Below are 26,993 nucleotides of genomic sequence, written 5' to 3'. Positions count from 1 at the left end.
ATGAAAAAAGGTAAAATCATCGCAGTTGCGGGGTTAGCTCTTTTAACTTCTGGCCTTTTAGCTGCTTGCTCGGGTTCGAAATCGAACTCAGCTGAAACAAAATTTGGTTATGTGTATTCTAGTGATCCAGAAACTTTGGATTATGTAACATCAGGAAAAGCAACCACTAGCGATCTTGTGACAAATGGAGTTGACGGATTGTTAGAAAATGACAAATATGGAAATCTTGTACCATCAATGGCTAAGTCATGGACTGTATCAAAAGATGGTTTAACCTATACTTATAAACTTCGTAAGGGTGCCAAATGGTACACATCAGAAGGGGAAGAATACGCAGAAGTTAAAGCGCAAGACTTTGTAACTGGTTTGAAACATGCTGCCGATAAAAAATCTGAGGCGCTTTATTTGGTTCAAAACTCAATTAAAGGTTTAGATGCTTACGTGAATGGTCAAACAAAAGACTTTTCAACGGTAGGTGTGAAAGCAGTTGATGATTATACTGTTCAGTATACATTGAACAAGCCAGAACCATATTGGAATTCTAAGACAACCTCTGCCATTATGTGGCCAATCAATGCCGAATTTTTGAAATCTAAAGGAAATAAATTTGGCCAATCAACAGACCCTAACTCAATCCTTTATAATGGACCATTCTTGATGAAAGCTATCACAGCAAAATCTGCGGTAGAATATGTTAAAAACAAACATTATTGGGATAAAGATAAAGTAAATGTTGATAGCATCAAGTTGGCTTATTATGATGGCCAAGACCAGGATTCATTAGCACGTAACTTTAAAGATGGTGCTTATACGTATGCACGTCTCTTCCCAGCAAGTTCAAACTTTTCAACTTTTGAAAAGGACTTCAAAGACAATATCTATACATCAGAAGCTGGTGCAGGAACAGCAGTTTTAGGACTTAATATTGACCGTCAAACGTACAACCACACTGCTAAAAAAACAGATGAAGAAAAAAATTCAACGAAAAAAGCATTGTTGAATAAAGACTTCCGTCAAGCGCTGAACTTTGCGCTTGACCGCGACTCTTACGCTGCACAAGTCAATGGTAAAGAGGGCGCTGCTAAAGCAATCCGCAATATGTTTGTACCGTCTGACTTTGTCCAAGTTGGAGAAAAATCATTTAGCGATGTTGTAGAAGAAAAATTAGCTAGCTATGGTGATGACTGGAAGGGTGTCAAATTAGCAGATTCACAAAACGGTTTGTACAATCCAGACAAAGCAAAAGCGAAATTTGCAAAAGCAAAAGAAGCATTGCAAGCTCAAGGTGTGCAATTCCCAATCCACATAGATGTTCCTGTAATTGAAACTTCTAAAAACTTTGTTGCTCGTATGCAATCTATGAAACAATCTATTGAAAAAGTGCTTGGCAAAGAAAATGTTGTCATGGACTTGAATATGATGTCAGAAGATGATGTAATGAACATCACTTATTATGCTCCGAATGCAGCTAGCGAAGATTGGGATCTCTCAGGTATCGTTGGTTGGACTCCTGACTATCAAGACCCATCTACTTATCTTGACATTTTGAAATCAACATCTTCTGATAATACGAAAACTTGGTTTGGATTTGACTCTGGTAGTGAAAATGCTGGTGCTAAAGCAGTTGGCTTGGACGAATATAATAAATTAGTCGATGAAGCAGGTGCAGAAACAACAGACATTGCAAAACGTTATGAAAAATATGCAGCAGCACAAGCTTGGTTAACAGACAGTTCACTTGTCTTACCAACAATGGCTTCAACAGGTGCCGGAACTTTTGTGTCACGCATTCAACCGTTCTCAGGTGCATTTGCGCAAACAGGTAGTAAAGGTAGCTCAACCTACTTCAAATACATTAAAGTCGGTAACGATACTGTCACTAAGAAAGACTATGAAGCAGCTAAGAAGAAATGGCAAAAAGAAAAAGCCGAGTCTAATAAAAAAGCTCAAGATGAATTAGCTGATCATGTAAAATAATACATTTATAAAAGCAGGTGAAACTCACTTAAAAGTGGGTTTCATCTGCTTTTTTCTATCTATAAAATTGTAAGATTAATATAATCCCTTTGATACTAGGTCTAAAAAAATATGTCATAAAATTTAGAAAATTCTATTTACTTTTTATATTTTGTGTGCTAGAATGTATAAAAATAATGATTTTGGGAGGAATATTCATGAAGAAAAGTAAAATCATTACCCTAGCAGCGCTAGCCTTGCTTGCAACAGGAACCCTAGCAGCTTGTTCTAGCTCTAAAACAAGCTCAGGGAACAAAACATTCTCATATGTTTATGAGCAAGATCCAGATAATTTGAACTATTTGACAACTGGGAAAGCAGCTACTGCAAATCTTACCAGCAATGTTATTGACGGACTTTTGGAAAATGACCGTTATGGAAATCTAGTTCCTTCTGTGGCGAAGGATTGGACTGTCTCTAAAGATGGCTTGACTTATACTTATACACTTCGTAAGGGTGTGAAATGGTACACATCAGAGGGCGAAGAGTATGCAGAAGTTAAGGCACAAGACTTTGTAACGGGCTTAAAATATGCTGCAGACAATAAATCTGATGCTATTTACTTGGTGCAAGATTCTGTTAAAGGCTTGGATGCTTACATGAAAGGTGAAAATAAAGATTTCTCTTCTGTCGGTATCAAAGCAGTCGATGATTACACGGTTCAATACACTCTTAATCGACCAGAAAGTTTTTGGAACTCAAAAACAACAATGGGCGTTCTAGCACCAGTTAATGCAGAATTTTTGAAATCAAAAGGCAATAAATTTGCACAAGCAACAGATCCATCTAGTCTTCTTTATAATGGACCATACTTGCTAAAATCTATCACAGCAAAATCATCTGTCGAATTTGCGAAAAATCCAAACTATTGGGATAAGAAAAATGTGCACATTGATAACATCAAGTTGTCTTACTATGATGGTCAAGATCAGGACAAACTTGCTAAAGGATTTAGCGATGGTTCATTTACTAATGCCAAAGTATTTCCAACAAGTCCAAGTTATGCTTCTGTCAGCAAGAAATACAAAGATAACATCGTTTATACTCCGCAAGATGCAACGACTTACCTAGTAGCTACAAACATTGACCGTCAATCTTACAAACATACTTCAAAGACAACAGATGCTCAAAAGACTTCTACTAAGAAAGCTTTGCTAAATAAAGACTTCCGTCAAGCCATTACATTTGCATTTGACCGCACAGCTTATGCGTCACAAGTAAATGGTAAAGATGGTGCAACGAAGATGCTTCGTAACCTCTTTGTACCACCAACGTTTGTTCAAACAGATGACAAGAGCTTTGGAGAATTAGTCAAAGAAAAATTAGTCAGCTACGATGAAAGTTGGAAAGATGTCAACTTAAATGATGCGCAAGACGGACTTTACAATCCAACCAAAGCCAAGGAAAAATTAGCCAAAGCTAAAGCGGCGCTTCAAGCAGACGGCGTTCAATTCCCAATCCACATTGATATGCCAGTTGACCAAACAGCGACTAATAAAGTTCAACGCGTGCAATCATTGAAGCAATCAATTGAAAAGAATCTTGGTAAAGAAAATGTTGTAATTGATATTCAACAAATGTCTAAAGATGATGTAAATAATATTACTTACTTTGCCGAATCTGCAGCGGCAGAAGATTGGGATCTTTCTGATAATGTTGGTTGGAGTCCAGACTTCCAAGACCCATCTACCTATCTTGATGTTATCAAACCTTCAAGCGGGGAAAGCACTAAGACTTATCTAGGATTTGATGCAGGTACGAACAACGCTGCTGCAGCCCAAGTTGGTATGAACGAATATGAAAAGTTGTTGAATGAGGCTGAAAAAGAAACCAACAATACGAATGCACGTTATGAAAAATATGCTGCAGCCCAAGCTTGGTTGACTGATAATGCTTTGGTTATTCCGACAACAACCTTGACTGGTCGTCCAATTCTTTCTCGCACAGTGCCATTTACTAATCCATTTGCTTGGTCAGGAAACAAAGGGAATAGTGAAATCATTCTATATAAATATCTTGAACTCCAAGATGAGCCTGTTACACAAGATCAGTACAAGAAAGCTATGACTAAATGGAATAAAGAGCGATCAAAATCTAATAAAAAAGCTCAAGAAGAACTTGCAGATCATGTTAAATAATTGAAAAAAATTAGATAAAATTTAACAGAAAAACAAAAAAAGTTCAATTATGATAAAAATATTCTGACAATTGATTTTACAATTGACCAGAATTATGATATAATTTTAAACAATCAGTTTAAAAATTGAAGGTATTCTAAAATTGAAAATAGGTATTTGTCGTAGGTATGGCATTTCTCTAACTCTTCCTTCGGTCTTGGCTGACAGGTTATGTTTAATAACTTAACCATAGTTATTAAAGTGGAATATCTGATGTGACTCATGCTGAATCATTAAAATATAAAAAGAATTAGCAGATCATGTGAAATAAACTTCTCATCAGAACTTTCTCTAACAGGAGGGAAAGTTCTTTTGGGATTTTAAAGGAAACGGTAAATGAAGAAATATATTTTTATGCGTATCTTACGCTCTTTAGTATCTATTTTCATGGTAACAACGCTGACTTACACCATTATCTATACTATGGTGCCTAGGAAGTTGATTTTCAAACAGGACCCGAACTATAACAAAATAGCGACAACTCCTGATAAAAAAGCCAATTACGAAAATACGATTTTTGAGCGTATGGGTTACATTGACTACTATGATACGAAGGAATTGCAAGAAAAAGCTAGTAAAGAGAATTCCTCTGTAACAGTAGAACCTACTAATGCAAATAAAAAAATCTATGAAGCTTACATCAAAAAGCTGGGACGCGGTTGGAAATTGCAGCAATTTAAAGAAAGCAAGCAATTTTATGCAACTCGTGAAGTTCCAGTCTATGAACGCGTTCTTGGTTTCTATGGTAATTTGATTCAAATTGACCATACCGGTGCTGTGAAAGATGCTTCTAATCCGAACTTGAAGCGATATATTCGCATTGAAAACGATCCTGCTATTGGTTGGTCTGTTGTTGGTTCTGGAACGAAACATAAATATTTATTGTACTTCAATAGTCAGTTTCCATATATCCACCAAAATTTTGTGAGATTAAATCTGGGAATCTCCTATCCAACCTATGCCAATCTTCCTGTTTTACAGGTTATTTCACAAGGGCAAGGTCAAACAAAAACATCAGAAGTTCAATTCCCAACAGGAAAGAAAACTTCATCTGTTAATATTTATACGCGTACATATAAGTCTCCAAAACAAGCTGATGCACGCGATGTTGCTAATTACGGAAAAGATGACCCTTATACGGCAACAGAGAGCAATTATCAATATCCATCGATGATTGTGAGCTCTTCTATTGTTGGTTTGATTGGATTGGCTTTGTCTTACTTAATTGCCGTTCCACTTGGATCTTATATGGCTCGCTTTAAAAATACGTTATTTGATAGTATTTCAACCGGTGCATTGACTTTCTTGATGTCACTGCCAACTATTGCTTTAGTTTATATCATTCGGCTGATCGGTTCGGCAATTGGCTTGCCTGATTCATTCCCTATTTTGGGAGCAGGTGATTGGCGCTCTTATGTGCTGCCGGCAGTCATTCTTGGACTCTTGAGTGCGCCTTGGACAGCCGTTTGGATTCGTCGTTATATGATTGACTTGCAATCACAAGATTTTGTTCGTTTTGCACGTGCAAAAGGTCTTTCTGAAAAAGAAATTTCAAATAAACATATTTTCAAAAATGCCATGGTGCCACTTGTATCCAGCATTCCAAACTCAGTTATTGGGGTTATTACAGGTGCAACTTTGACTGAAACAGTCTTCGCTTTCCCTGGTATGGGTAAGATGTTGATTGACTCTGTTAAAGCTTCAAATAACTCTATGGTCGTTGGTCTTGTCTTTATCTTTACATGTCTTTCTATCTTCGCTCTTCTATTGGGTGATATTCTGATGACAGTACTTGACCCACGTATTAAATTAACATCAAAAGGAGGTAAATAATGGCTACAATTGATAAGACTAAGTTCCAATTTGTCAAACGCGATGATTTTGCCTCTGAAACGATTGATGCTCCAGCCTATTCTTACTGGAAATCAGTTATGCGTCAGTTCCTAAAAAAGAAATCAACAGTTATCATGTTGGGAATTTTGGTCGCTATTATTTTGATGAGTTTCATTTATCCGATTTTCTCAGATTTTGACTTTAACGATGTCAGCAAGGTGAATGATTTCGGTGCGCGTTATATTAAACCAAATGGTCAATATTGGTTTGGTACAGATAGCAACGGGAAATCCCTTTTTGACGGAGTATGGTTTGGAGCTCGTAACTCTATCCTCATTTCTGTCATTGCAACTGTGATTAACTTAGTTATTGGTATTGTGATTGGTGGTATCTGGGGAATTTCCAAAACCGTTGACCGTATCATGATGGAAGTGTACAATATCATTTCTAACATCCCATCTCTCTTGATTGTCATTGTCTTGACTTATTCAATTGGTGCTGGTTTCTGGAACTTGATTTTTGCTATGACCATCACAGGTTGGGTTGGGATTGCTTATACGATTCGTATCCAAATCATGCGTTATCGCGACTTGGAATATAACCTTGCCAGCCGAACTTTGGGTACGCCAACACTGAAAATCATTGTAAAAAATATCATGCCACAATTGGTTTCTGTTATTGTGACCACGGCTTCACAACTGCTGCCAAGTTTCATTTCTTATGAAGCATTTCTATCGTTCTTTGGTTTGGGGCTTCCTGTCACAGTACCAAGTTTGGGACGGTTAATTTCAGATTATTCACAAAACGTGACAACAAATGCGTATCTTTTCTGGATTCCATTGACAACCTTGATTTTGGTTTCCCTCTCATTATTCGTTGTCGGTCAAAACTTAGCGGATGCTAGTGATCCACGTACACATAGATAGGAGTAAATATGACACAAGAAAAAAATGTAATATTGACTGCTCGCGATATTGTCGTGGAATTTGACGTTCGTGATAAGGTCTTAACAGCTATTCGTGGTGTTTCGCTTGACCTCATTGAAGGTGAAGTTCTTGCACTTGTAGGAGAATCTGGTTCTGGTAAGTCTGTTTTAACAAAGACATTTACAGGAATGTTAGAAGAAAATGGTCGAGTTGCTCAAGGAACGATTGATTATCGGGGGCAAGATTTGACAAAATTGAAGTCAAATAAAGATTGGGAACCTATACGTGGTGTTAAAATTGCGACAATCTTCCAAGATCCGATGACAAGTTTGGATCCTATTAACACAATCGGTAGCCAAATTACAGAAGTGATTATCAAGCATCAAAAGAAAACGCCTAAAGAAGCGAAAGAAATGGCTGTTGACTATATGAATAAGGTCGGCATTCCTGATGCTGAAAAGCGCTTTTATGAATACCCATTTCAATATTCAGGAGGAATGCGTCAACGGATTGTTATCGCTATTGCGCTTGCTTGTCGACCTGATATCCTTATCTGTGATGAACCAACGACAGCGCTTGACGTTACGATTCAGGCACAAATCATTGATTTGTTGAAATCTTTGCAACACGAATATGAATTCACAACTATTTTTATCACCCACGACCTGGGAGTGGTAGCAAGTATTGCAGATAAGGTTGCGGTTATGTATGCTGGTGAAATCGTTGAATACGGAACAGTAGAAGAAGTTTTTTACGACCCACGCCACCCCTATACTTGGAGTTTGTTATCTAGTCTACCTCAGTTGGCAGATGACAAGGGTGAGTTGTATTCAATTCCTGGAACGCCGCCATCTCTTTATTCACATTTGAAAGGAGATGCATTTGCCTTGCGTTCGGATTATGCTATGGAAATTGACTTTGAAGAGAAGCCACCTCAAATCTATGTAACGGATACCCATTGGGCAAAAACATGGTTGTTACATGAGAATGCTCCAAAAGTGAATAAGCCAGCTGTTATTGATGATTTACACGAAAAAATTAGCTCAAAAATGGGCTTTGCCCATTTAGACGCCTAGGAGGAAGGAAATGCCTGAAAAATTAGTAGAAGTTAAAGATTTGGAAATTTCCTTCGGTGAGGGAAGCAAGAAATTTGTTGCTGTTAAAAATGCTAATTTCTTTATCAATAAAGGAGAAACGTTTTCACTTGTAGGAGAATCTGGTTCTGGTAAAACGACAATTGGTCGTGCGATTATTGGTTTAAATGATACGAGTCATGGAGAGATTTTCTTTGAAGGGAAAAAAATTAATGGCAAAAAATCAAAAGAAGAAGAGTCAGAAATCATTCGTAAAATTCAAATGATTTTCCAAGACCCTGCCGCTAGTTTGAATGAACGTGCGACAGTTGATTATATCATTTCGGAAGGCTTGTATAATTTCCACTTATTTAAAGATGAAGAAGAGCGCAAGAAAAAAGTGAAAGATATTATTCATGAAGTTGGATTGTTATCAGAGCATTTAACGCGTTACCCGCATGAATTTTCTGGTGGTCAACGTCAGCGGATTGGGATTGCTCGTGCGCTTGTTATGGAACCAGATTTTGTCATTGCCGATGAGCCAATTTCAGCTTTGGACGTATCTGTGCGGGCGCAAGTTTTAAACCTACTGAAAAAATTCCAAAAAGAATTAGGTTTGACTTATCTCTTTATTGCTCACGATTTATCGGTTGTACGCTTCATTTCAGATCGTATTGCGGTTATTTATAAGGGTGTGATTGTCGAAGTAGCTGAAACAGAAGAACTCTTTAACAATCCAATTCATCCTTATACTCAGTCTTTATTATCAGCTGTGCCAATTCCAGACCCAATCTTGGAACGGAAGAAAGTGTTGAAAGTCTATGATGCTAATCAACATGATTATTCAACGGATAAGCCAGAAATGGTCGAAATTCGTCCTGGACACTTTGTGTGGGCTAATAAAGCAGAAGTTGAAAAATATAAAAAAGAATTATAACATCATTCTTTGACTTTGATAGAATTTTAAAAATCACTTTAGAAGTTATCTAGAGTGATTTTTGAATTCATGTTATCTTTTTCTGGACGATTCCATTTTAAACTGTGCTATACTAGATGTGATAGAAAAAAGGAGTAATAGGATGTATCAATTGATTGCGTTTGATATGGATGGAACACTTTTGACTAGTAAAAAAACAATTTCCCAATTGTCAAGTCAAGTGCAACAAAGTTGTTCCTCTGATTAAGTGAGTATCTTTCAAGCGGTTTGAGTTAGCTCAAACCGCTTTTTTGCGGACTGATAGCCATGGATTCGTCTAGGTCTTTCATTGATAGCCTTTGTATCGTCCTCTAAAAGTGTCGGATTTAGTTTTTTTAGTGAGGATCCTTTGGGAATGAACTCTCTTAATAATCCATTGAAATTCTCATTTGTGCCTCGTTCATAAGATGAATAGGCATGTGCCAAATAAACATCTAATCCCTCTATCTTACTCAATGATGAAAATTCGTTTCCATTATCTGCAGTTATGGACTTAATGGGATAAAGTTTCATACACTCTAAGACTGCTTGATTGACATACTCTGCTTTCTTTTCCACGAGTTTCTTTGTGACAGCATAGCGTGTTTGTCGTTCTACCAATGTTAAAATAGAAGGTTCTCCTATTGTCTTTCCACCCAGAACAGAATCGATTTCCCAATCTCCAAAACGGGAACGATTATTAATCTCTTCTGGTCTTTCTTCAATTGACTTTCCTAGATGTTTCTTGGTAGAGGGACGCTTGTTAAATTTCTTACGGATCCGCACTGCTCTTGGTAAATCAATAACCTTAATCTCTAACAAACCTTGATGGATATAGTTATAGAGCGTCTTGGTTGAAGGAACAACTGCATCTACATGTTGGAGTCTATAGGTATGAACAAAGGTATCCACGCTATGCACCCTTGGTTTCTCTAGCATCCCGATAACGGTTATGGGCAGCATCTGCATAATAGTGTTGGTAGTAGACCTTCTGCCCATTGACTTTTTTCAATTGTGTTATGGAACCACGATTAATTTCACGAGTAATAGTAGAGCGATTTCTCCCCAGTCTACGAGCAATTTCAGCAGGTTTGAGTCCTACGCTTAAATAAGCTTCAATTTCTCCTCGCTCAGCTTCAGATAAGTGCTTGTAGGATTGATTTGTGGTAGAATAATTTGTGGACATGTTCATCTTCCTTTATACTGTTTTTCGCAACTCTAGTATATCAGATGAACATGTCTTCTGTGTTGCACTTCATTTTACAACAGGGCTAAAAAAACAATTGCAAAAAGCAGCGTTGAAGCGATTGGGATAGCTCCAGATGCTGGTAAACAAGTTGTGCTTTCAACAGGACGTTCTTTGTCAGAAGTGATTCCTTATGGAGATGATTTGCGAGGAATTCGCTATGCTATTCTTGCAAGTGGTGCATTGATTTATGATTTGGAGGCCAAATGCGTTTTAGCCAAGCAAACCTTGCCTGCTTTAGCAGTGGATAAGGTGAAGGCGATAGCAGAAGCTCAAGATTTGATGCTGGTTTGTATGATTGACGGACAAGGCTATCTTCAAAAATCACATTTTGAGGATATTGCTAACTACTATATGGAAATCTATACTGAACTTTATGATAAAACAGCTATCTTGGTGGATAATATTTACGATTTGTTAGTGAAGGAAAGAGAACATTTTGACAAAATCAATATTTATCACTTTACGGCAAGGGATCGAGATCAATCTTATGAAACTTTATTGTCTGAAAAAATAACAATGATAAAAGCATGATTCGCGAAGCAGGTTTTGGTGTTGCTATGGGAAATGCCAATGAGAATATCAAAAATTTAGCAGATATTGTTGTGGCAGACAACGACCACGGTGGCTGTGCGCAGGCTATTGATGATGTGCTTCTGGCAGAAAAATATAAAGACAACGAATAGACACTAAAACCCACTTAAGTATTGAGAAATCTTAAGTGGGTTTTCACTATCTTACAGAATTAAATACTCTTTCCTGAAGAGAGGTGCACGGGAAGAAAGTAGCCGGTTGTCACAACTTCTTCACCAGCAATTTTTCGGAGCAACAAATCTACCAGCAAACAAGCTATATCTTTCAATGGTTGCTGTATGGTGGCTAGTTGGGGATAGTAGTTTTCTACAAAATAAGTTCCGTCGTAGCCGATGACTTTTAGATCCTCTGGAATTTTGATTTCCAATTCTTGAGCGACTTTCATGATTAAAATGGCTGTCAGATCATCTGAAGCAAAAATGGCATCAGGCTCTCTATGTTTTAAAATATTTTTGATTTCCATTTCTTTGCGAATAGGAGAGAAGTCACTTGATACATTGATAATTGGTGCATCAGGTAGAATGGAAGCAAAACCTGCATGGCGGAGACCTGTCGGGGAGTTTGAATTATCATTTCCGGTAATCATAATGATATTTTGGGCACCGGATTTGACCAAGGTTTCTGCAGCCAAGACACCACCAGCATAGTTGTCCGAAGATACAACAGGAATGGAAGGGGATAAGTTGCGGTCAAAAGAGATAATGGGAGCTGTTACACGGTCATAATCAGAGATGCCTAAGTTGTGGCTGCCTGAGATAATGCCATCCACTTGATTGGCTTCTAGCATCTCCAGATACTCTTTTTCCTTGCTTGAATTGTGCTCGCTATTGCAGATGATTGTCTTGTAGCCTCTTTTGAATAACTCATGCTCTAATTTGTCAATGAGTTCGGCATAAAAAATGTGACTGATATTTGGGAAAATCAATCCAATCAGTTTAGCGGATTTTCCTTGTAAGCTACGAGCGAGATTATTGGGCTTGTATCCCAACTCGCGCATGGCCTCATTGACTTTTGTAATCGTTTTTTCTGAGAGGTAGCCTTTTTTGTTAATTACACGAGATACAGTGGTTGGGCTGACTCCAGCAATTTTTGCAACATCAGTTAACTTCGCGACCATAATCTAACTCATAGTAAGTTCCAGTTGGATTTCCTTCGCTGATAAAAATACCGTTTTGGTTTTCATGAGGGAAAACGCGACCTGAAAATACTTTTTCTCCTTTGTTAATAAAAATTTCAAAAACTGACTTATCAATGAAGATAGTAGCAGTTGTAGCTTGGTTTTCAATCGTACAACTACGAACGGTACCAAATTCAAGAGCGTATTGCTCACCGGCTTGACTACGGTCAACTGTTACTTGACCATTTTTGATGTCAAAGCAAATGCGTAGCCCCTTATGCTCTTGATCTGCAAAAAGGACGATCTCAGCTTGTGAATCAGTTGTAAATTCTAGTTCTAATTCATAGCAGTTCTTTGTTTGCGCTTGGTTAGCAAACGTTTGGATATTATCTGTGCGTAAGGATGTGATAGCTGGGACAGGGTATTGATAGAGTTTACCGTCTTTTAGGGTTAATTCTTTGACCAAAGAGAATGTTCCTTGGTGGTCGAAACGGTCAGATGGATAAGCAATATCTGGCAAACCCAGCCAGCTGACAGCTAAGGCACGGCCATCTGGAGCATTGAAAGCTTGAGTTGCGTAGCATTCAAATCCATAATCTAAATTTTGCAGAGGACTAGGTTCAACAATTGCTACTTTCTTTATGTCAAACGATTGACCTATTTTATACATATTTGGATAAATATTGTCATAAGGGACAATTTCTTTTGATAAACCTTGAGGACAGTAGAGCAAAACAGGCTTCTCATCAATAAAGACAAGATTTGGACACTCCATCATGTAGGCAGTGTTATCATTTTCAAAGTCTAAATTACCGACTTCTTCCCAGTTTGTATAGTCATTGTCAACCGCTTTATAAAGCTTGATATAGCCTTTTTTGTCAAGGTTTTGTCCCCCGACAATGGCATAAAATTGTCCGTGGTAGTTAAAAATCTGAGGATCACGAAAATGATCTGTAGTATCCTTAGGTTGTTCAATCAATACTTTGTTTAGTTTTTGAATATGCCCGTCTTTGTCCAGCAAAGCACCGATTTGGTAAGGGTGACGAACCCAATTCTCATCACGGACATTCCCAGTATAGAATAGGAAAAGTTTGTCGTCAAACTGCATGGCAGAGCCAGAGTAAGCACCGTGACTGTCTAATGGGGTGTCTGGCAGAACACGAACAGCGGTTTCTGTGAAGTGTACGAGGTCATCACTTTCAAGCTGTACCCAAGACTTGAGCCCATGAGTTGCACCAAATGGAAAATTTTGATAGAAGGCAATCCATTTTCCGTCAAAATAGGAAAAACCATTTGGGTCATTCAGCAGTCCCGTATCAGGCTCTACGTGGTAGGTAGCACGCCAAGGTGATGTAGCGATTTTATTTTTTATCTGTTGGATTTCGTTTTCAGTCCATTGTTCATAGCGTTTGTAACGTTGTTCAGTAGTCCAAGCCAATCTTTTGTCCTCCAAGATAGTTTTCTTACTTATATAGTAAACGTTTTCTCTGAAAAAATCAACTTTTTAATAGAAAAAAATTAAATTTCTGCAAAACGCTTGACATATTTTGAAATCATGTTAAAATAATAGTCGTAGGAGCGATTAAATCGCTTTCATAAATTTTAATTATTTTCAATAAGGAGATGCAAATGGAAAATAAGGACATTGCAAAAGCAGTCATTGAGGCCATTGGCGGACGTGACAATGTAAGTAGTGTTGCTCACTGTGCGACCCGTCTGCGTGTCATGGTCAAAGATGAAGCTAAGATTGATAAAGACAGAGTTGAGAATCTTGAAAAGGTTCAGGGAGCTTTCTTTAACTCAGGTCAATATCAAATTATCTTTGGTACTGGTACAGTGAATAAAATCTATGATGAAGTGGTAGCGCTTGGTTTGCCTACGTCTTCAACTGGTGAGCAAAAAGCAGAAGCAGCTAAAAAGGGGAATTGGTTCCAACGTGCCGTTCGTACATTTGGTGACGTATTTGTGCCAATCCTGCCAGCAATCGTAGCAACAGGTCTCTTCATGGGGATTCGTGGTGCGATTAATAACGATACGATTCTTGGGTTATTTGGCACAACTTCAAAAGCCTTCGCTGCATCAGATTTCTATACTTACACAGTTGTGTTGACAGATACAGCCTTTGCCTTCTTCCCGGCTTTGATTTCTTGGTCAGCTTTCCGTGTATTCGGTGGTAATCCAGTTATTGGTATTGTACTTGGTTTGATGTTGGTCAATACAGCTCTTCCAAATGCATGGGATGTAGCTTCTGGTGCTGCAAAGCCAATCATGTTCTTTGGTTTCATTCCAGTAGTTGGTTATCAAAACTCAGTATTGCCAGCCTTCTTCATTGGACTACTAGGTGCGAAACTTGAAAAATGGTTGCATAAGAAAATTCCAGATGTGCTTGATTTGCTCGTTGTGCCATTCTTGACCTTCCTTGTGATGTCAGTTCTTGGACTCTTTGTCATTGGTCCGATCTTCCACTCACTTGAAAATGTCATTCTTGCTGCAACAAAAGCTATTCTTGCTTTGCCGTTTGGTTTAGCTGGCCTCATCCTTGGTGGTGTACATCAGCTTATCGTGGTAACCGGTGTTCACCATATCTTCAACTTACTAGAAGCGCAATTAATTGCAAATGAAGGAAAAGATGCCTTTAATGCGATCATCACGGCTGCTATGACTGCCCAAGCGGGTGCAACTCTTGCAGTTGGTGTAAAAACAAAATCTAAAAAACTAAAAGCTCTTGCATTCCCAGCTGCTCTCTCTGCAGGTCTTGGAATTACTGAACCAGCTATTTTCGGGGTAAACTTACGTTATGGTAAACCGTTTGTACTTGGTCTTGTTGCCGGTGCTGCTGGTGGTTGGTTAGCTTCTATTCTTGGACTTGCTGGTACTGGATTTGGTATTACTATTATTCCAGGTACACTTCTCTATCTGAATGGGCAAGTTCTTCAATATATCTTTATGGTACTTGTAACTACTGGTCTTGGATTTGGTTTGACTTACGCATTTGGTTACAAAGATGCTGAAGAAGAAGTGACTGAAGCAAAAGAAGTAGTAGAAGCTAATGAAGCAGCTGCGCCAGTCCTTTCTGATGAAACAATTGTTTCTCCAATCGTTGGTCAAATGGTTGACTTGAAAGATGTCAATGACCCAGTATTCTCTAGCGGTGCTATGGGACAAGGAGTTGCGGTAAAACCTAGTGAAGGTGTTGTGTATGCTCCTGCGGATGCAGAAGTGACAATTGCATTTGCAACTGGTCACGCTTACGGCTTGAAAACGGCAAATGGTGCTGAAATCTTGATTCACGTAGGTATTGACACAGTTTCTATGAACGGTGACGGATTTGAACAAAAAGTTGCTCAAGGTGATAAGGTGAAAGCTGGCGATGTTCTTGGAACATTTGACACTGCTAAAATCGCAGCTACTGGTCTGGATGACACAACTATGGTGATTGTTACCAACACAGCTGATTATGCTTCTGTTATTCCTGTTGCAGAAGGTGTAGTAGCGAAAGGCGATGCTGTGATTGAGCTGAAAGCCTAACCTTGTAATGTGATAAGAGGCTGAACAAAAAGTTCAGCTTCTTCACTTTTAGTTAACAAAACACATTAACACAGCGGTTGATTGTTTTCTTTGCTCGCTTCACGTCTCAAAGTTGTCAATCAACTGTGCGGGGTGGGAAACGAACTTTTTCCGGTTCTTTCCCACTCCCTTTTCTTTGAAAAAGAGAAGAAAAAGTAAGATTTTTACTCAGAAGTCATACGAGGATATGCTATAATGAATAGAGAAGAAAACAAAATTAAAAGAGGTTTTGAAATGACAAAATTGTATGGAAGCCTAGAAGCTGGTGGTACAAAATTTGTGTGTGCAGTTGGGGATGAAAAATTTGAAGTAGTTGAGAAAACACAATTTCCAACGACCACACCGATTGAAACGTTGGATAAGACGATTGCATTTTTCTCTCGTTTTGAAAATTTAGCCGGTCTTGCAGTTGGTTCTTTTGGACCGATTGATATTGACCCTAATTCAAAAACGTATGGTTTTATTACAACGACACCTAAACCACACTGGGCAAATGTCGATATTGTCGGTGCTTTGCGACGTGCTTTAAATGTACCGATTTACTTTACGACAGATGTTAATAGCTCTGCTTATGGTGAAGTAGTGGCGCGAAATAATGCAGGCGGACGCATTGAAAATCTAGTTTACTATACTATTGGAACGGGAATTGGTGCTGGCGCCATTCAACGTGGTGAATTCATCGGTGGAACGGGTCATCCAGAAATGGGGCATTACTACGTTGCAAAACACCCAATGGATGTAGAAAAAGAATTTAATGGGGTGTGTCCTTTCCATAATGGCTGTTTAGAAGGGCTGGCTGCTGGACCTAGTTTAGAGGCTCGGACAGGCATTCGAGGTGAAAATATTGAACTAAACAGCTCTGTTTGGGATATTCAAGCCTACTACATTGCGCAAGCAGCAATTCAAGCAACGGTGACATTCCGCCCTGATGTGATTGTCTTTGGTGGAGGTGTTATGGCGCAACAGCACATGTTGGACCGTGTTCGTGAAAAGTTCACAGTTTTGTTGAATGGTTATCTGCCTGTTCCAGATGTGCGTGATTACATTGTGACGCCAGCTGTTGCAGGAAATGGATCAGCAACACTTGGAAATTTTGTCTTAGCTAAAAAAGTCAGTGAAAAAGCTAAAGGTTAATTGAATAATTGAGAGCAAGTGAGCGAATATGGAATGAGCTTGCTCTTTTTTTGATGAGGAAGAAATGATTAAATCAATTGTAAAAGATATGCTATTTTTGCAGCAGAAAGCACAACCAGCAAGCAAAGAAGATGTCGGAATTGGACAAGATTTGTTTGATACCTTAAAAGCAAATCAAGATAAGTGTGTCGGAATGGCCGCCAATATGATTGGAGTTCAGAAACAAGTTATTATTTTTATGTATGGTATGGTGCCTGTTATCATGTTCAATCCTATTTTGAAAAGGAAGTTATCTCCTTACCGAGCGGAAGAATCCTGTTTGTCACTTGCGGGTAGTCGTTTGACGACTCGTTATAAGGAAATTACAGTTGACTATTTGGATCAGCATTGGCAAAAGCAAACACTGACTTTGAAAGATTTTCCCGCACAAATCTGTCAGCATGAACTGGATCATTTGGAAGGGATTTTGATTTAATAATCTGACGACTCAGCTTTTATAGAGTTGAGTTTTAATTTGTTTGAAAATTAGTTCTCATAGAAACTTTTTCCTTGACATTCGCTTAGAATATAGTAAAATAGTTCTCATGAAAACCATTTGGTTCTCTAGAGAACTATTTGAAAGGAAGTCAAAATGGAAAAACCATTATTGGAATTCAAGCGATTTGGGCGAAAAACGCATCTTATGATTCAAAAGATTGCCAAAGAGCGAGGAATTGAATTTATGGCGGGTCCACAGGGGCAGGTATTGCATTTTGTGAACCACCGCGAAGATTGTGACAAGATGACCTTTATTAAAGATATTGAGCAGGAGTTGGGCATTACTAAGTCCGTTGCCAGTAATTTAATGAAGCGGATGGTGAAAAATGGCTTGATTTATCTGGAAGTGAGTGAGACCGATAAACGCGCTAAGATTATTCGTTTGACGCCGGAATCAAAAGAACGCATGGATAAAATTCGTGATTTCTTTTATGAAATGGATCGTTGTCTATTAGCTGGCGTTTCAGAAGAGGATCTGGTCATTTTTTTTCAGGTAATGGGAAAATTTTACCAGAATATTGAAAAATTAGAAGAAGGAAAAACGAATGTTTAAATTATTTAAACGTTTAACTGCTAAAGAAGTAGGGATGATTGTCATTAGTATCTTGTTTACTTGTTTAACAGTTTATTTGGAATTAGAGGTTCCAACTTATATTTCAAAAATTACGGAACTCCTACAGACGAGAGGGACAGTAGTTTCTGACCTGTGGAATCCAGGTTTGAAAATGATTGGCTTGTCTTTTGCGAGCTTTCTAAGTGCAGTAGCAGTTGGCTTTATAGCGGCTAGATTAGCAGCTAGCTTTACGACGAGTTTGCGGTCGGATATTTTCAATCGTGTACTGGATTATTCAGATGCCGAAATTAAGAGATTTTCTATTCCGAGTCTTTTGACCCGGACAACCAATGATCTTACGCAAATTCAACTTATGATTACAATGGGCTTGCAAGTTGTGACTCGTGGACCGATTATGGCGATTTGGGCGATTACGAAAATCATTGGGAAATCAGAATATTGGCTCTGGGCAGTTATTGTGGCGGTAATTGTGAATATTATCATGACAACAGTTCTGATGACGCTTGCCTTTCCAAAGCAATCCGTTATTCAACGGTTGACTGATAAGTTGAACAGTATTACGCGTGAAAGTCTAACAGGGATTCGTGTTGTTCGGGCTTACAATGCTGAAGACTATCAAGATGATAAATTTGCAGGGGCAAATGATGAAGTGACTCGGTTGAATCTCTTTGTTAGTCGTCTCATGGCGATTTTAAATCCAATTATGATGGGGATTTCGAGCGGATTGACTTTAGCGATTTATTGGATTGGGGCTTACTTGATTCAAGACGCAGCTTTACCAGAGCGCTTGCCTATCTTTAGTGATATGGTAGTCTTTATGTCTTATGCCATGCAAGTGGTGATGGGATTCATGCTCATGGCGGCTCTTTTTATCATTCTACCTCGTACCTTGGTATCTGCTGGGCGGATCAATGAAGTACTTGAATTATATTCAACGATTGAGTCTCCAGAACACCCTAAAGAAGCTAAAGATATTAAAGGAGAAGTGGTATTTGACAATGTGTCTTTCCGCTATGCTAAAAACTCTGAGGCTGTCATTGAGCATGTCAGCTTTACAGCAAAAGCAGGTGAAACCGTAGCTTTCATTGGTTCAACCGGTTCTGGGAAATCTACTCTAATTAGCTTAATTCCTCGTTTTTATGATGTGACAGAAGGAAGAATTTTAGTAGACGGCGTAAACGTCAAAGATTATCAGCTAGAAGATTTGCATAATAAAGTTGGCTACATTCCACAAAAAGCTGTCCTCTTCTCTGGTGATATAAAGAGTAATTTGGACTTTGGACAAAGCAATGAAAGTCCATTGGATGATGAAAAAATGTGGTCTGCGTTGGACTTGGCACAAGCGAAATCATTTGTTGAAGAAAAAGAAGGTGGTCTGCACTCAGAGGTCGCACAAAGCGGAACCAATTTCTCTGGTGGGCAAAAGCAACGTTTGGCAATTGCGCGTGCGCTTGCTCGCAAGCCTGAAATTTTGATTTTTGATGATTCATTTTCAGCGTTGGACTATAAGACAGACCGCATTTTGCGGGAAGAATTAGCGAAAAAAGTGAAGAACACAACCAGATTGATTGTGGCTCAGCGGATTTCAACGATTATGGATGCTGATCAAATTTTGGTACTGGATAAAGGAAAAATTGTTGGACAAGGCACTCACAAAGAGTTGCTAGCAACAAACGATGTTTACCAAGAAATTGCTTACTCACAATTATCAAAGGAGGAATTGGAAAATGGAAAATAAAAAATCATCTTTATTTAGCCAAGTGAAACCTTATCTCAAAGGTTTTCAGCTTCCATTGCTCATTGCATTTGTGGGAGCGGCAGTGTCTAGTATTATTACAGTTTATGGACCGGACAAATTAAAAGAAATTACCAACCTTATCACAGAGGGAATGCGAAGTCAGATTGATTTGAAAGCAATCTCCAACATTGCTCTTTTCCTAGCGATTTTGTATGCAGCAGGTGCTTTGTTAAATTACGTTCAATCTTTTATCATTTCATCTGTTATTCAGCATTTCTCCAAGCGTTTGCGGACTGCTATTGCTGAAAAAATCAATAAATTACCATTGCGGTATTTTGACAGCCATTCTCAAGGGGATACTCTTTCACGGGTCACCAATGACGTGGATACGGTCGGACAGTCTTTGAACCAAAGTTTAGGAGCAGTCATATCCTCAAGTTTACTTCTTATTGCTGTTCTCTTTATGATGTTTTACAACAATGTCATCCTTTCCTTTGTAACGATTGGCTCAGTCTTGATTGGCTTTGTCTTTGTTGCTTTGATTATGGGCAAATCTCAACGATTTTTCCGAGCACAACAAGAAAATCTTGCCAGCGTCAATGGCTATGTGGAAGAAATGTACTCTGGGCATAATGTCATTGTCAGCTACAATGCTGCAGACGAATCCAAAGCAGCCTTTCAAACGCTCAATACGAACCTTTACAATAGTATGTGGAAATCCCAATTTATTTCAGGGATTATGATGCCGCTTATGATGTTTGTAGGGAACTTCGGTTACGTTATGGTTGTTTTGGTTGGAGCGAGCATGGCCTTGAATGGCGATGTCACTATGGGAACGATTGTTGCCTTTATGGTGTATGTACGGACTTTCTCTCAACCGTTGTCACAAATTGCGCAAGGGATTACCACTCTTCAACAAGCTAGCGCTGCTATGGGACGCGTGTTTGAATTTTTAGCAGAGCCTGAAATGGAAAACGATGAGCACAAGGCGCAACAACTCACGACCTTAAAAGGCGATGTTGCCTTTGATAATGTATTCTTTGGTTACAATCCAGATCGAACGATTATTCATGATTTTTCTGCCAATGCAAAAGCAGGGCAAAAAATTGCCATTGTCGGCCCGACCGGTGCTGGGAAGACGACCATTGTCAACTTGCTGATGAAATTCTATGAGATTGATAAGGGTCGCATTACGATTGACGGTGTTGATACGAAGCAAATGAAACGTTCTGAGGTACACGATGCCTTCTCCATGGTTCTTCAAGACACTTGGTTATTTGAGGGAACGATTAAGGAAAATTTGATTTACAATCAGAATAATATTTCTGACGAAGCAGTTGTGGCAGCTGCCAAAGCTGTTGGGGTTCATCACTTCATTAAGACTTTGCCAAAAGGATATGATACGGTGCTGGACGATACTGTGAGCCTCTCTGTTGGGCAAAAGCAATTGCTAACCATTGCGCGTGCCCTTCTTAAGGATGCTCCATTGCTTATCTTGGACGAAGCGACTTCATCTGTTGATACACGGACGGAAGAGCTGATTCAAAAAGCGATGGATAAACTAATGGAAGGACGGACTTCCTTTGTCATTGCTCACCGTTTGTCAACGATTCGTAATGCTGACTTAATTTTGGTTATGCGAGATGGCAATATCATTGAACAAGGCAATCATGAACAATTAATGGAACAAAACGGCTTCTATGCTGATCTTTACAATAGTCAATTTGATGAAGACGCAGAATATGCGTAAAGGAAATGACAAACGATAAATTGCAATAGGGACTCTTTCTAGTCAAAATTTGACCGGAAAGAGTTTTTTGTTATTAAATTTTTCGAAAAAAGTATAATCTTTATATATAAAAGACTAGACATTTAACAAAAACTGTGCTATACTAATATCAATGATAGGCAATTCGTTAATAAAAAATTACCTAATATACAATATTTTAAGGAGAATTTTCATGGCAAAAGCGTTAATTATCTGTGCGGCAGGGATGTCTTCCTCTCTTATGGCAAAAAAGACAACTGAATACCTTCAAGGTCAAGGACAAGACATTACCGTTGAAGCAATTGGTGCAACAGAAGGAAATAAAGTGATTGAATCTGCAGCGTTTGATCTTTATTTAATTAGTCCTCAAACAAGAATGTATTTCAAACAATTTGCTGACCTCGGTGAAAGAGTTGGACGCCCAGTTGTTCAAATTCCGCCTCAAGCCTATGTGCCTATCCCAACAGGGGTCGCAGCCTTAGCCAAAGTGGTAACGGACAATCTATAAAGAGGGTTTTATGAATACAGAAGAATTACAAGTAGCAGCGTTTGAAATCATTCTTCATAGTGGAACGGCGCGTGCAACAGTACACGAAGCATTTGCAGCGATGCGTCTTGGTCACTACGATGAAGCCTCTCAAAAATTGGAAGCTGCGAATACAGAGTTGGTTGAAGCGCATCACGCGCAAACGAAATTGTTGCAAGATTATGCAAGTGGTGTTGAGATTAAGATCGAGATTATCATGGTTCATGCACAAGACCATTTGATGACAACGATGACATTACGTGAAGTGGCATTAGAAATGCTTGAATTATATAAAAAGCTAGAAGAAAAATAATTTATTGCTAAACCTCCTAAGAATAAACTTATAACATTTGTGCAAACTAGTTACATGTTATAGGTTTATTTTTTATTTTTTATTTTTAAGATAACTCAAACTCCCCAAGGGTTCCGATACCTTGGGGAGTTTTGCTAAATTCAATCTTCAAAACCGTTTTTGTCAGACAGTTCTTTAAAGAAATAACCCGATTTTTTAATCGTTCGTTTACCTTGTTGGTCTAGGTCAACGGCAATAAGTCCATAGCGATTTTTATAGGCATTGCACCAGGACCAATTGTCCATACAGGTCCAGAGATGATAACCAAGGCAGTTAGCTCCTTCGTTAATCGCTTGATGAAGGTAACGGAGATGATCTTTGATAAAGTAAATACGGTAATCGTCCTCGATTTGACCATTGGCATTGATATAGCGCTCCTCACCTTCAACGCCCATACCATTTTCTGAGATGTAGCAAGGAATATTACCGTAGTTATCACGAACGTTAATCATAATATCGTAAATCCCTTTTTCATAGATTTCCCAACCGCGATAAGGGTTCATTTTTTTATTCGGCATATCGTAGTAGTCAAAGAAATCATCTGGCATAGGATTCTGCGGATCTTTACCGGCAGGATTTTCTTTTGCTTTAACCCGACGTGGCTGGTAATAATTGACACCAAGCAAATCAATGGTGTTTTCTTTAATAGTCTGCAAATCCTTACTTGTGTGTTCTGGCACCATGTCTAATTCCTTAATAAGGGCAATCAAGTCAGCCGGATATTCGCCCTTGATAGCAGGATCTAAGAAAGAGCGGTTAAAGAAAGCATCCGCAATCTGAGCAGCTTTGACATCTTCGGGATTGTTTTCATCACGCGGATAGCTTGGAGTTAAGTTAAGGATGATCCCGATTTTTTCGTCTTGGTTTTCATGATAGGCTTTGACAGCTAAGCTACTGGCGAGCATTTCATAAAAAGCCACTTGAACAGCGTGTTTCATGTTGACTTCGTTAGGATAATGGAAGTTATAGAGGTAGCCACCTTCAACAGGGACAATCGGCTCGTTATGGGTAAACCAATATTTGACACGGTCTCCAAATAACTCAAAGCAGGTTTTTGCGAAATTTACATAAGCATCAACCGTTTCCCGATTGAGCCAACCGCCTTTTTCTTGCAGTGCCATTGGCATGTCAAAATGGTACAAGTTGATAAATGGCTCAATACCATTTGCAATCAGTTCATCAATGAATGAGTTGTAAAAATCCACAGCTTTGGGATTAACAGCACCAACGCCTTCAGGGATTAGGCGACTCCATTGGATAGAAGTGCGGAAAGAATTATGCCCTGTTGCTTTCATCAATTGCACATCTTCTTTGTAATACTGATAATTATAAGAAGCTTTATCTGGGCCAATATGATTGAAGAATTTTTCGGGCTCTTTATCGTACCAATAGTCCCATATATTTTCTCCCTTTCCGTCCCCCTCAAAACGCCCTTCTGTTTGCGGACCGCTGGAAGCAGTCCCCCAGAAAAATCCCTTTGGAAATGTTAGAAATGTCATATATTTTCTCCTTTAAAAAATTCTCTATAATATAATTCTATACTTTTTAGAAAAAAAGTCAATCTTTTATTAAAAAAGTATAGACATTTTACAAAAAATATAGTATAGTTAGAGTATCAAAAAAAGAAAAAGAGGGAAGATTGATGAACAAGTTTCTAGATCAAATCGGTGATAAGTTGTTGCCATTGGCAAACAAGCTCGCTTCCAATCGTTATTTGGCTGTTTTACGGGATGCTTTTATGCTCTCCTTTCCATTAACGATGTTTGGCTCAATCGTAGTAGTATTTAACAATTTGCCATTTTTTAATGATGCAACGAAAGCAACTTTATCTAATCTGTTTGGTAGCGGTCAAAGTGCAACAATGTCTATTATGACAGTGTTTGTAACGTTTGGTATTGGCTATTATTTATCAAAATCTTATGATGTAGAGGGAATCTTTGGAGGAGCCGTTTCCTTTTCTAGTTTTCTTCTCTTGACACCTTTTTATACCATGTCAGAAAAAGGTGAAAAAATTTCAGGCGTATTGAGTTTAGACCGTTTAGGGGCTAAAGGGATGTTCCTTGGCATGCTGGTTGCATTTTTGGCGGCGGAAATCTACTGCTGGGCAACGAAAAAAGGTTGGCAGATTAAAATGCCAGACAGCGTTCCGCCTGCAGTAGCCAAGTCGTTTGCGGCTTTGATTCCTGCCGTATTGACTCTTTCCATATTCTTGTTTGTCAATGCTGGTTTGACAGGATTTTTCAATGCAAATCTTCATGATATTATTTATAAGGTTATTCAAACGCCGCTGGTTGGCTTGGGAAGTAGTATCTGGGCAACTTTAGTGGCAATCTTCTTTGTTCAATTTTTATGGTTTTTTGGACTTCATGGACAGATTCTTGTTAATTCTGTCATGGATCCAATTTGGAATACATTGATGTTGGATAACTTAGAGGCTTATCAGGCTGGCAAGCATTTGCCACACATTATTTCCAAATCATTTATGGAAACATTTACTGTTGGTTTAGGTGGTTCTGGGATGACGCTAGCTGTAGTTATCATTATGGCTTTTATTCTGAAAAAGAAAATGTATAAGGACGTTGGACGACTTGCTCTTGGCGCGGGGCTATTCAATGTCAATGAACCAGTTATCTTTGGCTTGCCAATCGTTTTGAATGCGACTATTCTGATTCCATGGGTTTTAGCACCGATTGTTGTGACTGCGTTTAACTATACTGTGATGGCAGTAGGAATTGTTCCAGCTCCAACAGGAGTGGCAGTTCCTTGGACGGTACCCGTATTCTTTAGCGGAATGCTAGCAACCAATTCCATTTTAGGTGGTGTCCTTCAGTTAGTGGATATGGTGATTGTTGGATTTATCTGGTATCCATTCCTTCGTATGCTGGACAAACAACCTGATTCTGTATTATAATGAGATGAAAGACAGATTTGCAGGAGCTATCTTATGCCTAAATACGAAGAAATCGCCAATATACTTCGAGATAGAATTGCAAGTGGAGTCTACCCAGTAGACTCCATGTTGCCTATTCAGTCCGAATTATCAAAAGAATTTGGCGTCAGCCGAATGACCATCAAAAAAGCCGTTGAGATTTTAACCATTGAAGGACTCATTTTTTCTAAACAAGGAAATGGAACGAGAGTGTTAAATTCATCCTTTTGGGATAAAGAAGATTCAAAATTTCGCTTGAATAACTACAATGGCTTGAGTCAAGATTTAAAAAATGATGAGCGAAAATTAACGAGCCAGATTATTCAATTTGCAGTTGAATTTCCAGAAGCTGAGATTGCAGAGCGCCTGCAAGTGGAAGTAACGGCACCAGTTTATAAAATTATACGATTGCGTCTGCTTGATGAGCAACCTTATGTGTTGGAACACACTTATATGCCGTGTGACTTGGTACCAGGATTGAATGAGGAGATTTTGCTTCAGTCTATCTATGCTTATTTATGGGATGAATTAAACTTAAAATTTGCCGGGAGTTATCGCCATATCACAGCTGAAAAGCCAGATGAATATGACAAAACCTATTTAGCTTGCCAAGAGACAGACCCGATTTTGCAGGTGGAGCAAGTGGTTTATCTGGAAAATGGACGTCCGATTGAATATTCGAGAAGTCGCAATCGCTTTGACACGAGAGGATATCCTCTTTTAGATGTTAAAAATATTTAAGTCATTATTTGTACAATGAAAAGGAGGAAATGATGTCAGAACCATTATTTTTACAATCTGTTATGCAGGAAAAAATTTGGGGCGGAACGAAACTACGAGACGAATTTGGCTATGAAATTCCCAGTGATAAAGTAGGCGAATACTGGGCGATTTCGGCTCACCCGCATGGTGTATCAACGATCAAAAATGGTCGTTTTGCTGGTACGGGCTTAGATCAGCTCTATGCAGAGCATCGAGAGTTATTTGGTAATAGTAGTGAGCCTGTTTTTCCGCTTTTAACCAAAATTTTGGACGCTAATGATTGGTTGAGTGTTCAGGTTCATCCAGATGATCATTATGCTATGGAACACGAAGGAGAATTAGGAAAAACGGAGTGCTGGTATGTGATTGCTGCAGATGAAGGAGCAGAAATTATCTACGGGCACAATGCCAAATCACGAGAAGAATTACGCCAGCAGATTGAAAAGAAAGAATGGGACAAGCTCTTAACCAAAGTGCCAGTCAAGGCTGGAGATTTTTTCTATGTTCCAAGTGGTACTATGCACGCGATTGGCTCAGGTATTTTGATTTTAGAAACGCAACAGTCTAGCGACACTACCTATCGTGTCTACGACTTTGACCGAAAAGATGCTAAAGGCAATCTGCGCGAGCTGCATTTGGAAAAGTCCATTGATGTGCTCAATATCGGTGCGCCAGCCAATAGCCGCCCAGTTACGCTGAAAGCAGATGATTTGACGTCAACGCTTTTAGTAGCTAGTGATTTCTTTGCTGTTTACAAATGGGAAGTATCAGGAAAAGTGGATATCGAGAAAACAGTTGCTTATTTACTAGTAAGTGTGCTAGCAGGGCGAGGTGTGCTGACCGTAGATGGAGAAACGTATCCAATCGCAAAAGGAGACCATTTTATCCTGCCAAGCGATGTGGAAGCATGGACTTTTGAGGGACAAGACCTTGAAATGATTGTTAGTCATCCGTAATAGCTTTTATAGAACATCAGAGGTTGAGGAAAAGTCCTTGACCTCTTTTATCATAAGGTAAAGCATTATGGCGTAGTTCTCTACTGTTCTACAGATTTTTAAAGGTATCTGTGAAACAATCCTATCTGTATAATCCTTATATTTTTGCAGGAATTGTCAGTTATATTAAGAAATGATGTCATTTTCAGAAAACGTTGATACTATTTCAGAAAA

At 38.8% G+C, this 26,993-nt stretch carries 20 protein-coding genes and 3 pseudogenes; 19 read left to right on the top strand and 4 right to left on the bottom strand.

Annotation, left to right across the window (positions count from 1 at the left end):
• The 7 genes and pseudogenes from EL087_RS07170 to EL087_RS07140 all read left to right on the top strand — a co-directional run.
• Positions 1–1,977 (top strand): peptide ABC transporter substrate-binding protein, encoded by a 1,977-nt coding sequence (locus EL087_RS07170; protein WP_126407718.1) that lies wholly within the window; start codon positions 1–3, stop codon positions 1,975–1,977.
• Between the two features lie 197 nt (positions 1,978–2,174).
• Positions 2,175–4,154, top strand: a complete 1,980-nt coding sequence (locus EL087_RS07165; RefSeq protein WP_126407716.1) for a peptide ABC transporter substrate-binding protein — start codon at positions 2,175–2,177, stop codon at positions 4,152–4,154.
• A gap of 375 nt (positions 4,155–4,529) precedes the next feature.
• Positions 4,530–6,026: an ABC transporter permease gene (locus EL087_RS07160; protein ID WP_022525149.1), complete on the top strand. Its 1,497-nt coding sequence runs from the start codon at positions 4,530–4,532 to the stop codon at positions 6,024–6,026.
• A complete protein-coding gene (gene oppC, locus EL087_RS07155; RefSeq protein WP_003026180.1) occupies positions 6,026–6,952 on the top strand; it encodes an oligopeptide ABC transporter permease OppC in 927 nt (308 codons plus the stop codon). The genes EL087_RS07160 and oppC overlap by 1 nt, the downstream gene beginning before the upstream one ends.
• Before the next feature lie 8 nt (positions 6,953–6,960).
• Positions 6,961–8,028, top strand: a complete 1,068-nt coding sequence (locus tag EL087_RS07150) for an ABC transporter ATP-binding protein (RefSeq protein WP_049534433.1) — start codon at positions 6,961–6,963, stop codon at positions 8,026–8,028.
• A gap of 10 nt (positions 8,029–8,038) precedes the next feature.
• Entirely contained in the window at positions 8,039–8,962 is a 924-nt protein-coding gene (locus EL087_RS07145) for an ATP-binding cassette domain-containing protein (RefSeq protein WP_003026175.1), read from the top strand.
• Between the two features lie 142 nt (positions 8,963–9,104).
• Positions 9,105–9,176, top strand: a pseudogene (locus EL087_RS07140) (HAD hydrolase family protein); the annotation flags it as partial.
• A gap of 44 nt (positions 9,177–9,220) precedes the next feature.
• On the opposite strand, the pseudogene EL087_RS07135 reads toward EL087_RS07140, so the two are convergent.
• Positions 9,221–10,166: pseudogene (locus EL087_RS07135) on the bottom strand (IS30 family transposase).
• Between the two features lie 57 nt (positions 10,167–10,223).
• Here EL087_RS07135 and EL087_RS07130 point away from each other — a divergent pair.
• Positions 10,224–10,912, top strand: a pseudogene (locus EL087_RS07130) (HAD hydrolase family protein).
• 59 nt (positions 10,913–10,971) lie between these two features.
• Here the strand turns inward: EL087_RS07130 and EL087_RS07125 are convergent.
• Positions 10,972–11,937 (bottom strand): LacI family DNA-binding transcriptional regulator, encoded by a 966-nt coding sequence (locus EL087_RS07125; RefSeq protein ID WP_126407713.1) that lies wholly within the window; start codon positions 11,935–11,937, stop codon positions 10,972–10,974.
• A complete protein-coding gene (locus tag EL087_RS07120) occupies positions 11,918–13,375 on the bottom strand; it encodes a sucrose-6-phosphate hydrolase (RefSeq protein WP_126407711.1) in 1,458 nt (485 codons plus the stop codon). The genes EL087_RS07125 and EL087_RS07120 overlap by 20 nt, the downstream gene beginning before the upstream one ends.
• A gap of 191 nt (positions 13,376–13,566) precedes the next feature.
• On the opposite strand from EL087_RS07120, the gene EL087_RS07115 reads away from it, so the two are divergent.
• The 8 genes from EL087_RS07115 (at position 13,567) to EL087_RS07080 (ending at position 22,094) form a co-directional block, all read left to right on the top strand.
• Entirely contained in the window at positions 13,567–15,465 is a 1,899-nt protein-coding gene (locus EL087_RS07115) for a sucrose-specific PTS transporter subunit IIBC (RefSeq protein ID WP_126407709.1), read from the top strand.
• A 273-nt stretch (positions 15,466–15,738) separates the two neighbouring features.
• Positions 15,739–16,638, top strand: coding sequence for a fructokinase ScrK (gene scrK / locus EL087_RS07110; protein WP_049534497.1), 900 nt, complete (start codon positions 15,739–15,741; stop codon positions 16,636–16,638).
• Positions 16,639–16,702: 64 nt separating this feature from the next.
• Positions 16,703–17,113 carry a peptide deformylase gene (locus EL087_RS07105; RefSeq protein ID WP_126407707.1) on the top strand — a complete coding sequence of 137 codons (411 nt, stop codon included), beginning with the start codon at positions 16,703–16,705 and terminating at the stop codon, positions 17,111–17,113.
• A gap of 156 nt (positions 17,114–17,269) precedes the next feature.
• Positions 17,270–17,728, top strand: a complete 459-nt coding sequence (locus EL087_RS07100) for a MarR family winged helix-turn-helix transcriptional regulator (protein ID WP_126407705.1) — start codon at positions 17,270–17,272, stop codon at positions 17,726–17,728.
• Complete coding sequence (locus EL087_RS07095; RefSeq protein ID WP_126407703.1) at positions 17,721–19,487, top strand: ABC transporter ATP-binding protein; 1,767 nt, start codon at positions 17,721–17,723, stop codon at positions 19,485–19,487. The genes EL087_RS07100 and EL087_RS07095 overlap by 8 nt, the downstream gene beginning before the upstream one ends.
• On the top strand, positions 19,477–21,237 hold the full coding sequence (locus tag EL087_RS07090; protein ID WP_126407701.1) for an ABC transporter ATP-binding protein: 1,761 nt from the start codon (positions 19,477–19,479) through the stop codon (positions 21,235–21,237). The genes EL087_RS07095 and EL087_RS07090 overlap by 11 nt, the downstream gene beginning before the upstream one ends.
• A gap of 211 nt (positions 21,238–21,448) precedes the next feature.
• A complete protein-coding gene (locus tag EL087_RS07085; protein WP_022525145.1) occupies positions 21,449–21,763 on the top strand; it encodes a PTS cellobiose transporter subunit IIB in 315 nt (104 codons plus the stop codon).
• A gap of 10 nt (positions 21,764–21,773) precedes the next feature.
• The gene (locus EL087_RS07080) at positions 21,774–22,094 is read left to right on the top strand and encodes a PTS cellobiose transporter subunit IIA (protein WP_021002019.1); all 321 of its coding nucleotides are present in this window, start codon (positions 21,774–21,776) and stop codon (positions 22,092–22,094) included.
• Positions 22,095–22,234: 140 nt separating this feature from the next.
• On the opposite strand, the gene EL087_RS07075 is transcribed toward EL087_RS07080, so the two are convergent.
• Complete coding sequence (locus EL087_RS07075) at positions 22,235–23,632, bottom strand: glycoside hydrolase family 1 protein (RefSeq protein WP_126407699.1); 1,398 nt, start codon at positions 23,630–23,632, stop codon at positions 22,235–22,237.
• 143 nt (positions 23,633–23,775) lie between these two features.
• Here EL087_RS07075 and celB point away from each other — a divergent pair, with 143 nt between their 5' ends.
• From celB to manA, 3 genes are read left to right on the top strand one after another with little or no spacing between them, the layout of a single operon-like run.
• On the top strand, positions 23,776–25,044 hold the full coding sequence (celB, locus tag EL087_RS07070; protein ID WP_003039647.1) for a PTS cellobiose transporter subunit IIC: 1,269 nt from the start codon (positions 23,776–23,778) through the stop codon (positions 25,042–25,044).
• Between the two features lie 33 nt (positions 25,045–25,077).
• On the top strand, positions 25,078–25,803 hold the full coding sequence (locus EL087_RS07065; RefSeq protein ID WP_126407697.1) for a GntR family transcriptional regulator: 726 nt from the start codon (positions 25,078–25,080) through the stop codon (positions 25,801–25,803).
• 32 nt (positions 25,804–25,835) lie between these two features.
• The gene (gene manA / locus EL087_RS07060) at positions 25,836–26,780 is read left to right on the top strand and encodes a mannose-6-phosphate isomerase, class I (RefSeq protein WP_126407695.1); all 945 of its coding nucleotides are present in this window, start codon (positions 25,836–25,838) and stop codon (positions 26,778–26,780) included.
• The last annotated feature ends 213 nt before the right edge of the window (positions 26,781–26,993 follow it).

Origin of the sequence: Streptococcus milleri, assembly GCF_900636525.1 — a bacterium.
In the GTDB taxonomy this organism is placed as follows: Bacteria; Bacillota; Bacilli; order Lactobacillales; family Streptococcaceae; genus Streptococcus; species Streptococcus hominis.
Note: the sequence above shows the minus strand (reverse complement) of the source record. Positions and strands in the feature narration are given on the sequence as shown.

What these genes read in the sequence shown, in the direction of transcription:
- EL087_RS07170 (WP_126407718.1), top strand. Translation starts at nt 1, where the DNA reads ATGAAAAAAGGTAAAATCATCGCAGTTGCGGGGTTAGCTCTTTTAACT.
- EL087_RS07165 (WP_126407716.1), top strand. Translation starts at nt 2,175, where the DNA reads ATGAAGAAAAGTAAAATCATTACCCTAGCAGCGCTAGCCTTGCTTGCA.
- EL087_RS07160 (WP_022525149.1), top strand. Translation starts at nt 4,530, where the DNA reads ATGAAGAAATATATTTTTATGCGTATCTTACGCTCTTTAGTATCTATT.
- oppC (WP_003026180.1), top strand. Translation starts at nt 6,026, where the DNA reads ATGGCTACAATTGATAAGACTAAGTTCCAATTTGTCAAACGCGATGAT.
- EL087_RS07150 (WP_049534433.1), top strand. Translation starts at nt 6,961, where the DNA reads ATGACACAAGAAAAAAATGTAATATTGACTGCTCGCGATATTGTCGTG.
- EL087_RS07145 (WP_003026175.1), top strand. Translation starts at nt 8,039, where the DNA reads ATGCCTGAAAAATTAGTAGAAGTTAAAGATTTGGAAATTTCCTTCGGT.
- EL087_RS07125 (WP_126407713.1), bottom strand. Translation starts at nt 11,937, where the DNA reads ATGGTCGCGAAGTTAACTGATGTTGCAAAAATTGCTGGAGTCAGCCCA.
- EL087_RS07115 (WP_126407709.1), top strand. Translation starts at nt 13,567, where the DNA reads ATGGAAAATAAGGACATTGCAAAAGCAGTCATTGAGGCCATTGGCGGA.
- scrK (WP_049534497.1), top strand. Translation starts at nt 15,739, where the DNA reads ATGACAAAATTGTATGGAAGCCTAGAAGCTGGTGGTACAAAATTTGTG.
- EL087_RS07105 (WP_126407707.1), top strand. Translation starts at nt 16,703, where the DNA reads ATGATTAAATCAATTGTAAAAGATATGCTATTTTTGCAGCAGAAAGCA.
- EL087_RS07100 (WP_126407705.1), top strand. Translation starts at nt 17,270, where the DNA reads ATGGAAAAACCATTATTGGAATTCAAGCGATTTGGGCGAAAAACGCAT.
- EL087_RS07095 (WP_126407703.1), top strand. Translation starts at nt 17,721, where the DNA reads ATGTTTAAATTATTTAAACGTTTAACTGCTAAAGAAGTAGGGATGATT.
- EL087_RS07090 (WP_126407701.1), top strand. Translation starts at nt 19,477, where the DNA reads ATGGAAAATAAAAAATCATCTTTATTTAGCCAAGTGAAACCTTATCTC.
- EL087_RS07085 (WP_022525145.1), top strand. Translation starts at nt 21,449, where the DNA reads ATGGCAAAAGCGTTAATTATCTGTGCGGCAGGGATGTCTTCCTCTCTT.
- EL087_RS07080 (WP_021002019.1), top strand. Translation starts at nt 21,774, where the DNA reads ATGAATACAGAAGAATTACAAGTAGCAGCGTTTGAAATCATTCTTCAT.
- EL087_RS07075 (WP_126407699.1), bottom strand. Translation starts at nt 23,632, where the DNA reads ATGACATTTCTAACATTTCCAAAGGGATTTTTCTGGGGGACTGCTTCC.
- celB (WP_003039647.1), top strand. Translation starts at nt 23,776, where the DNA reads ATGAACAAGTTTCTAGATCAAATCGGTGATAAGTTGTTGCCATTGGCA.
- EL087_RS07065 (WP_126407697.1), top strand. Translation starts at nt 25,078, where the DNA reads ATGCCTAAATACGAAGAAATCGCCAATATACTTCGAGATAGAATTGCA.
- manA (WP_126407695.1), top strand. Translation starts at nt 25,836, where the DNA reads ATGTCAGAACCATTATTTTTACAATCTGTTATGCAGGAAAAAATTTGG.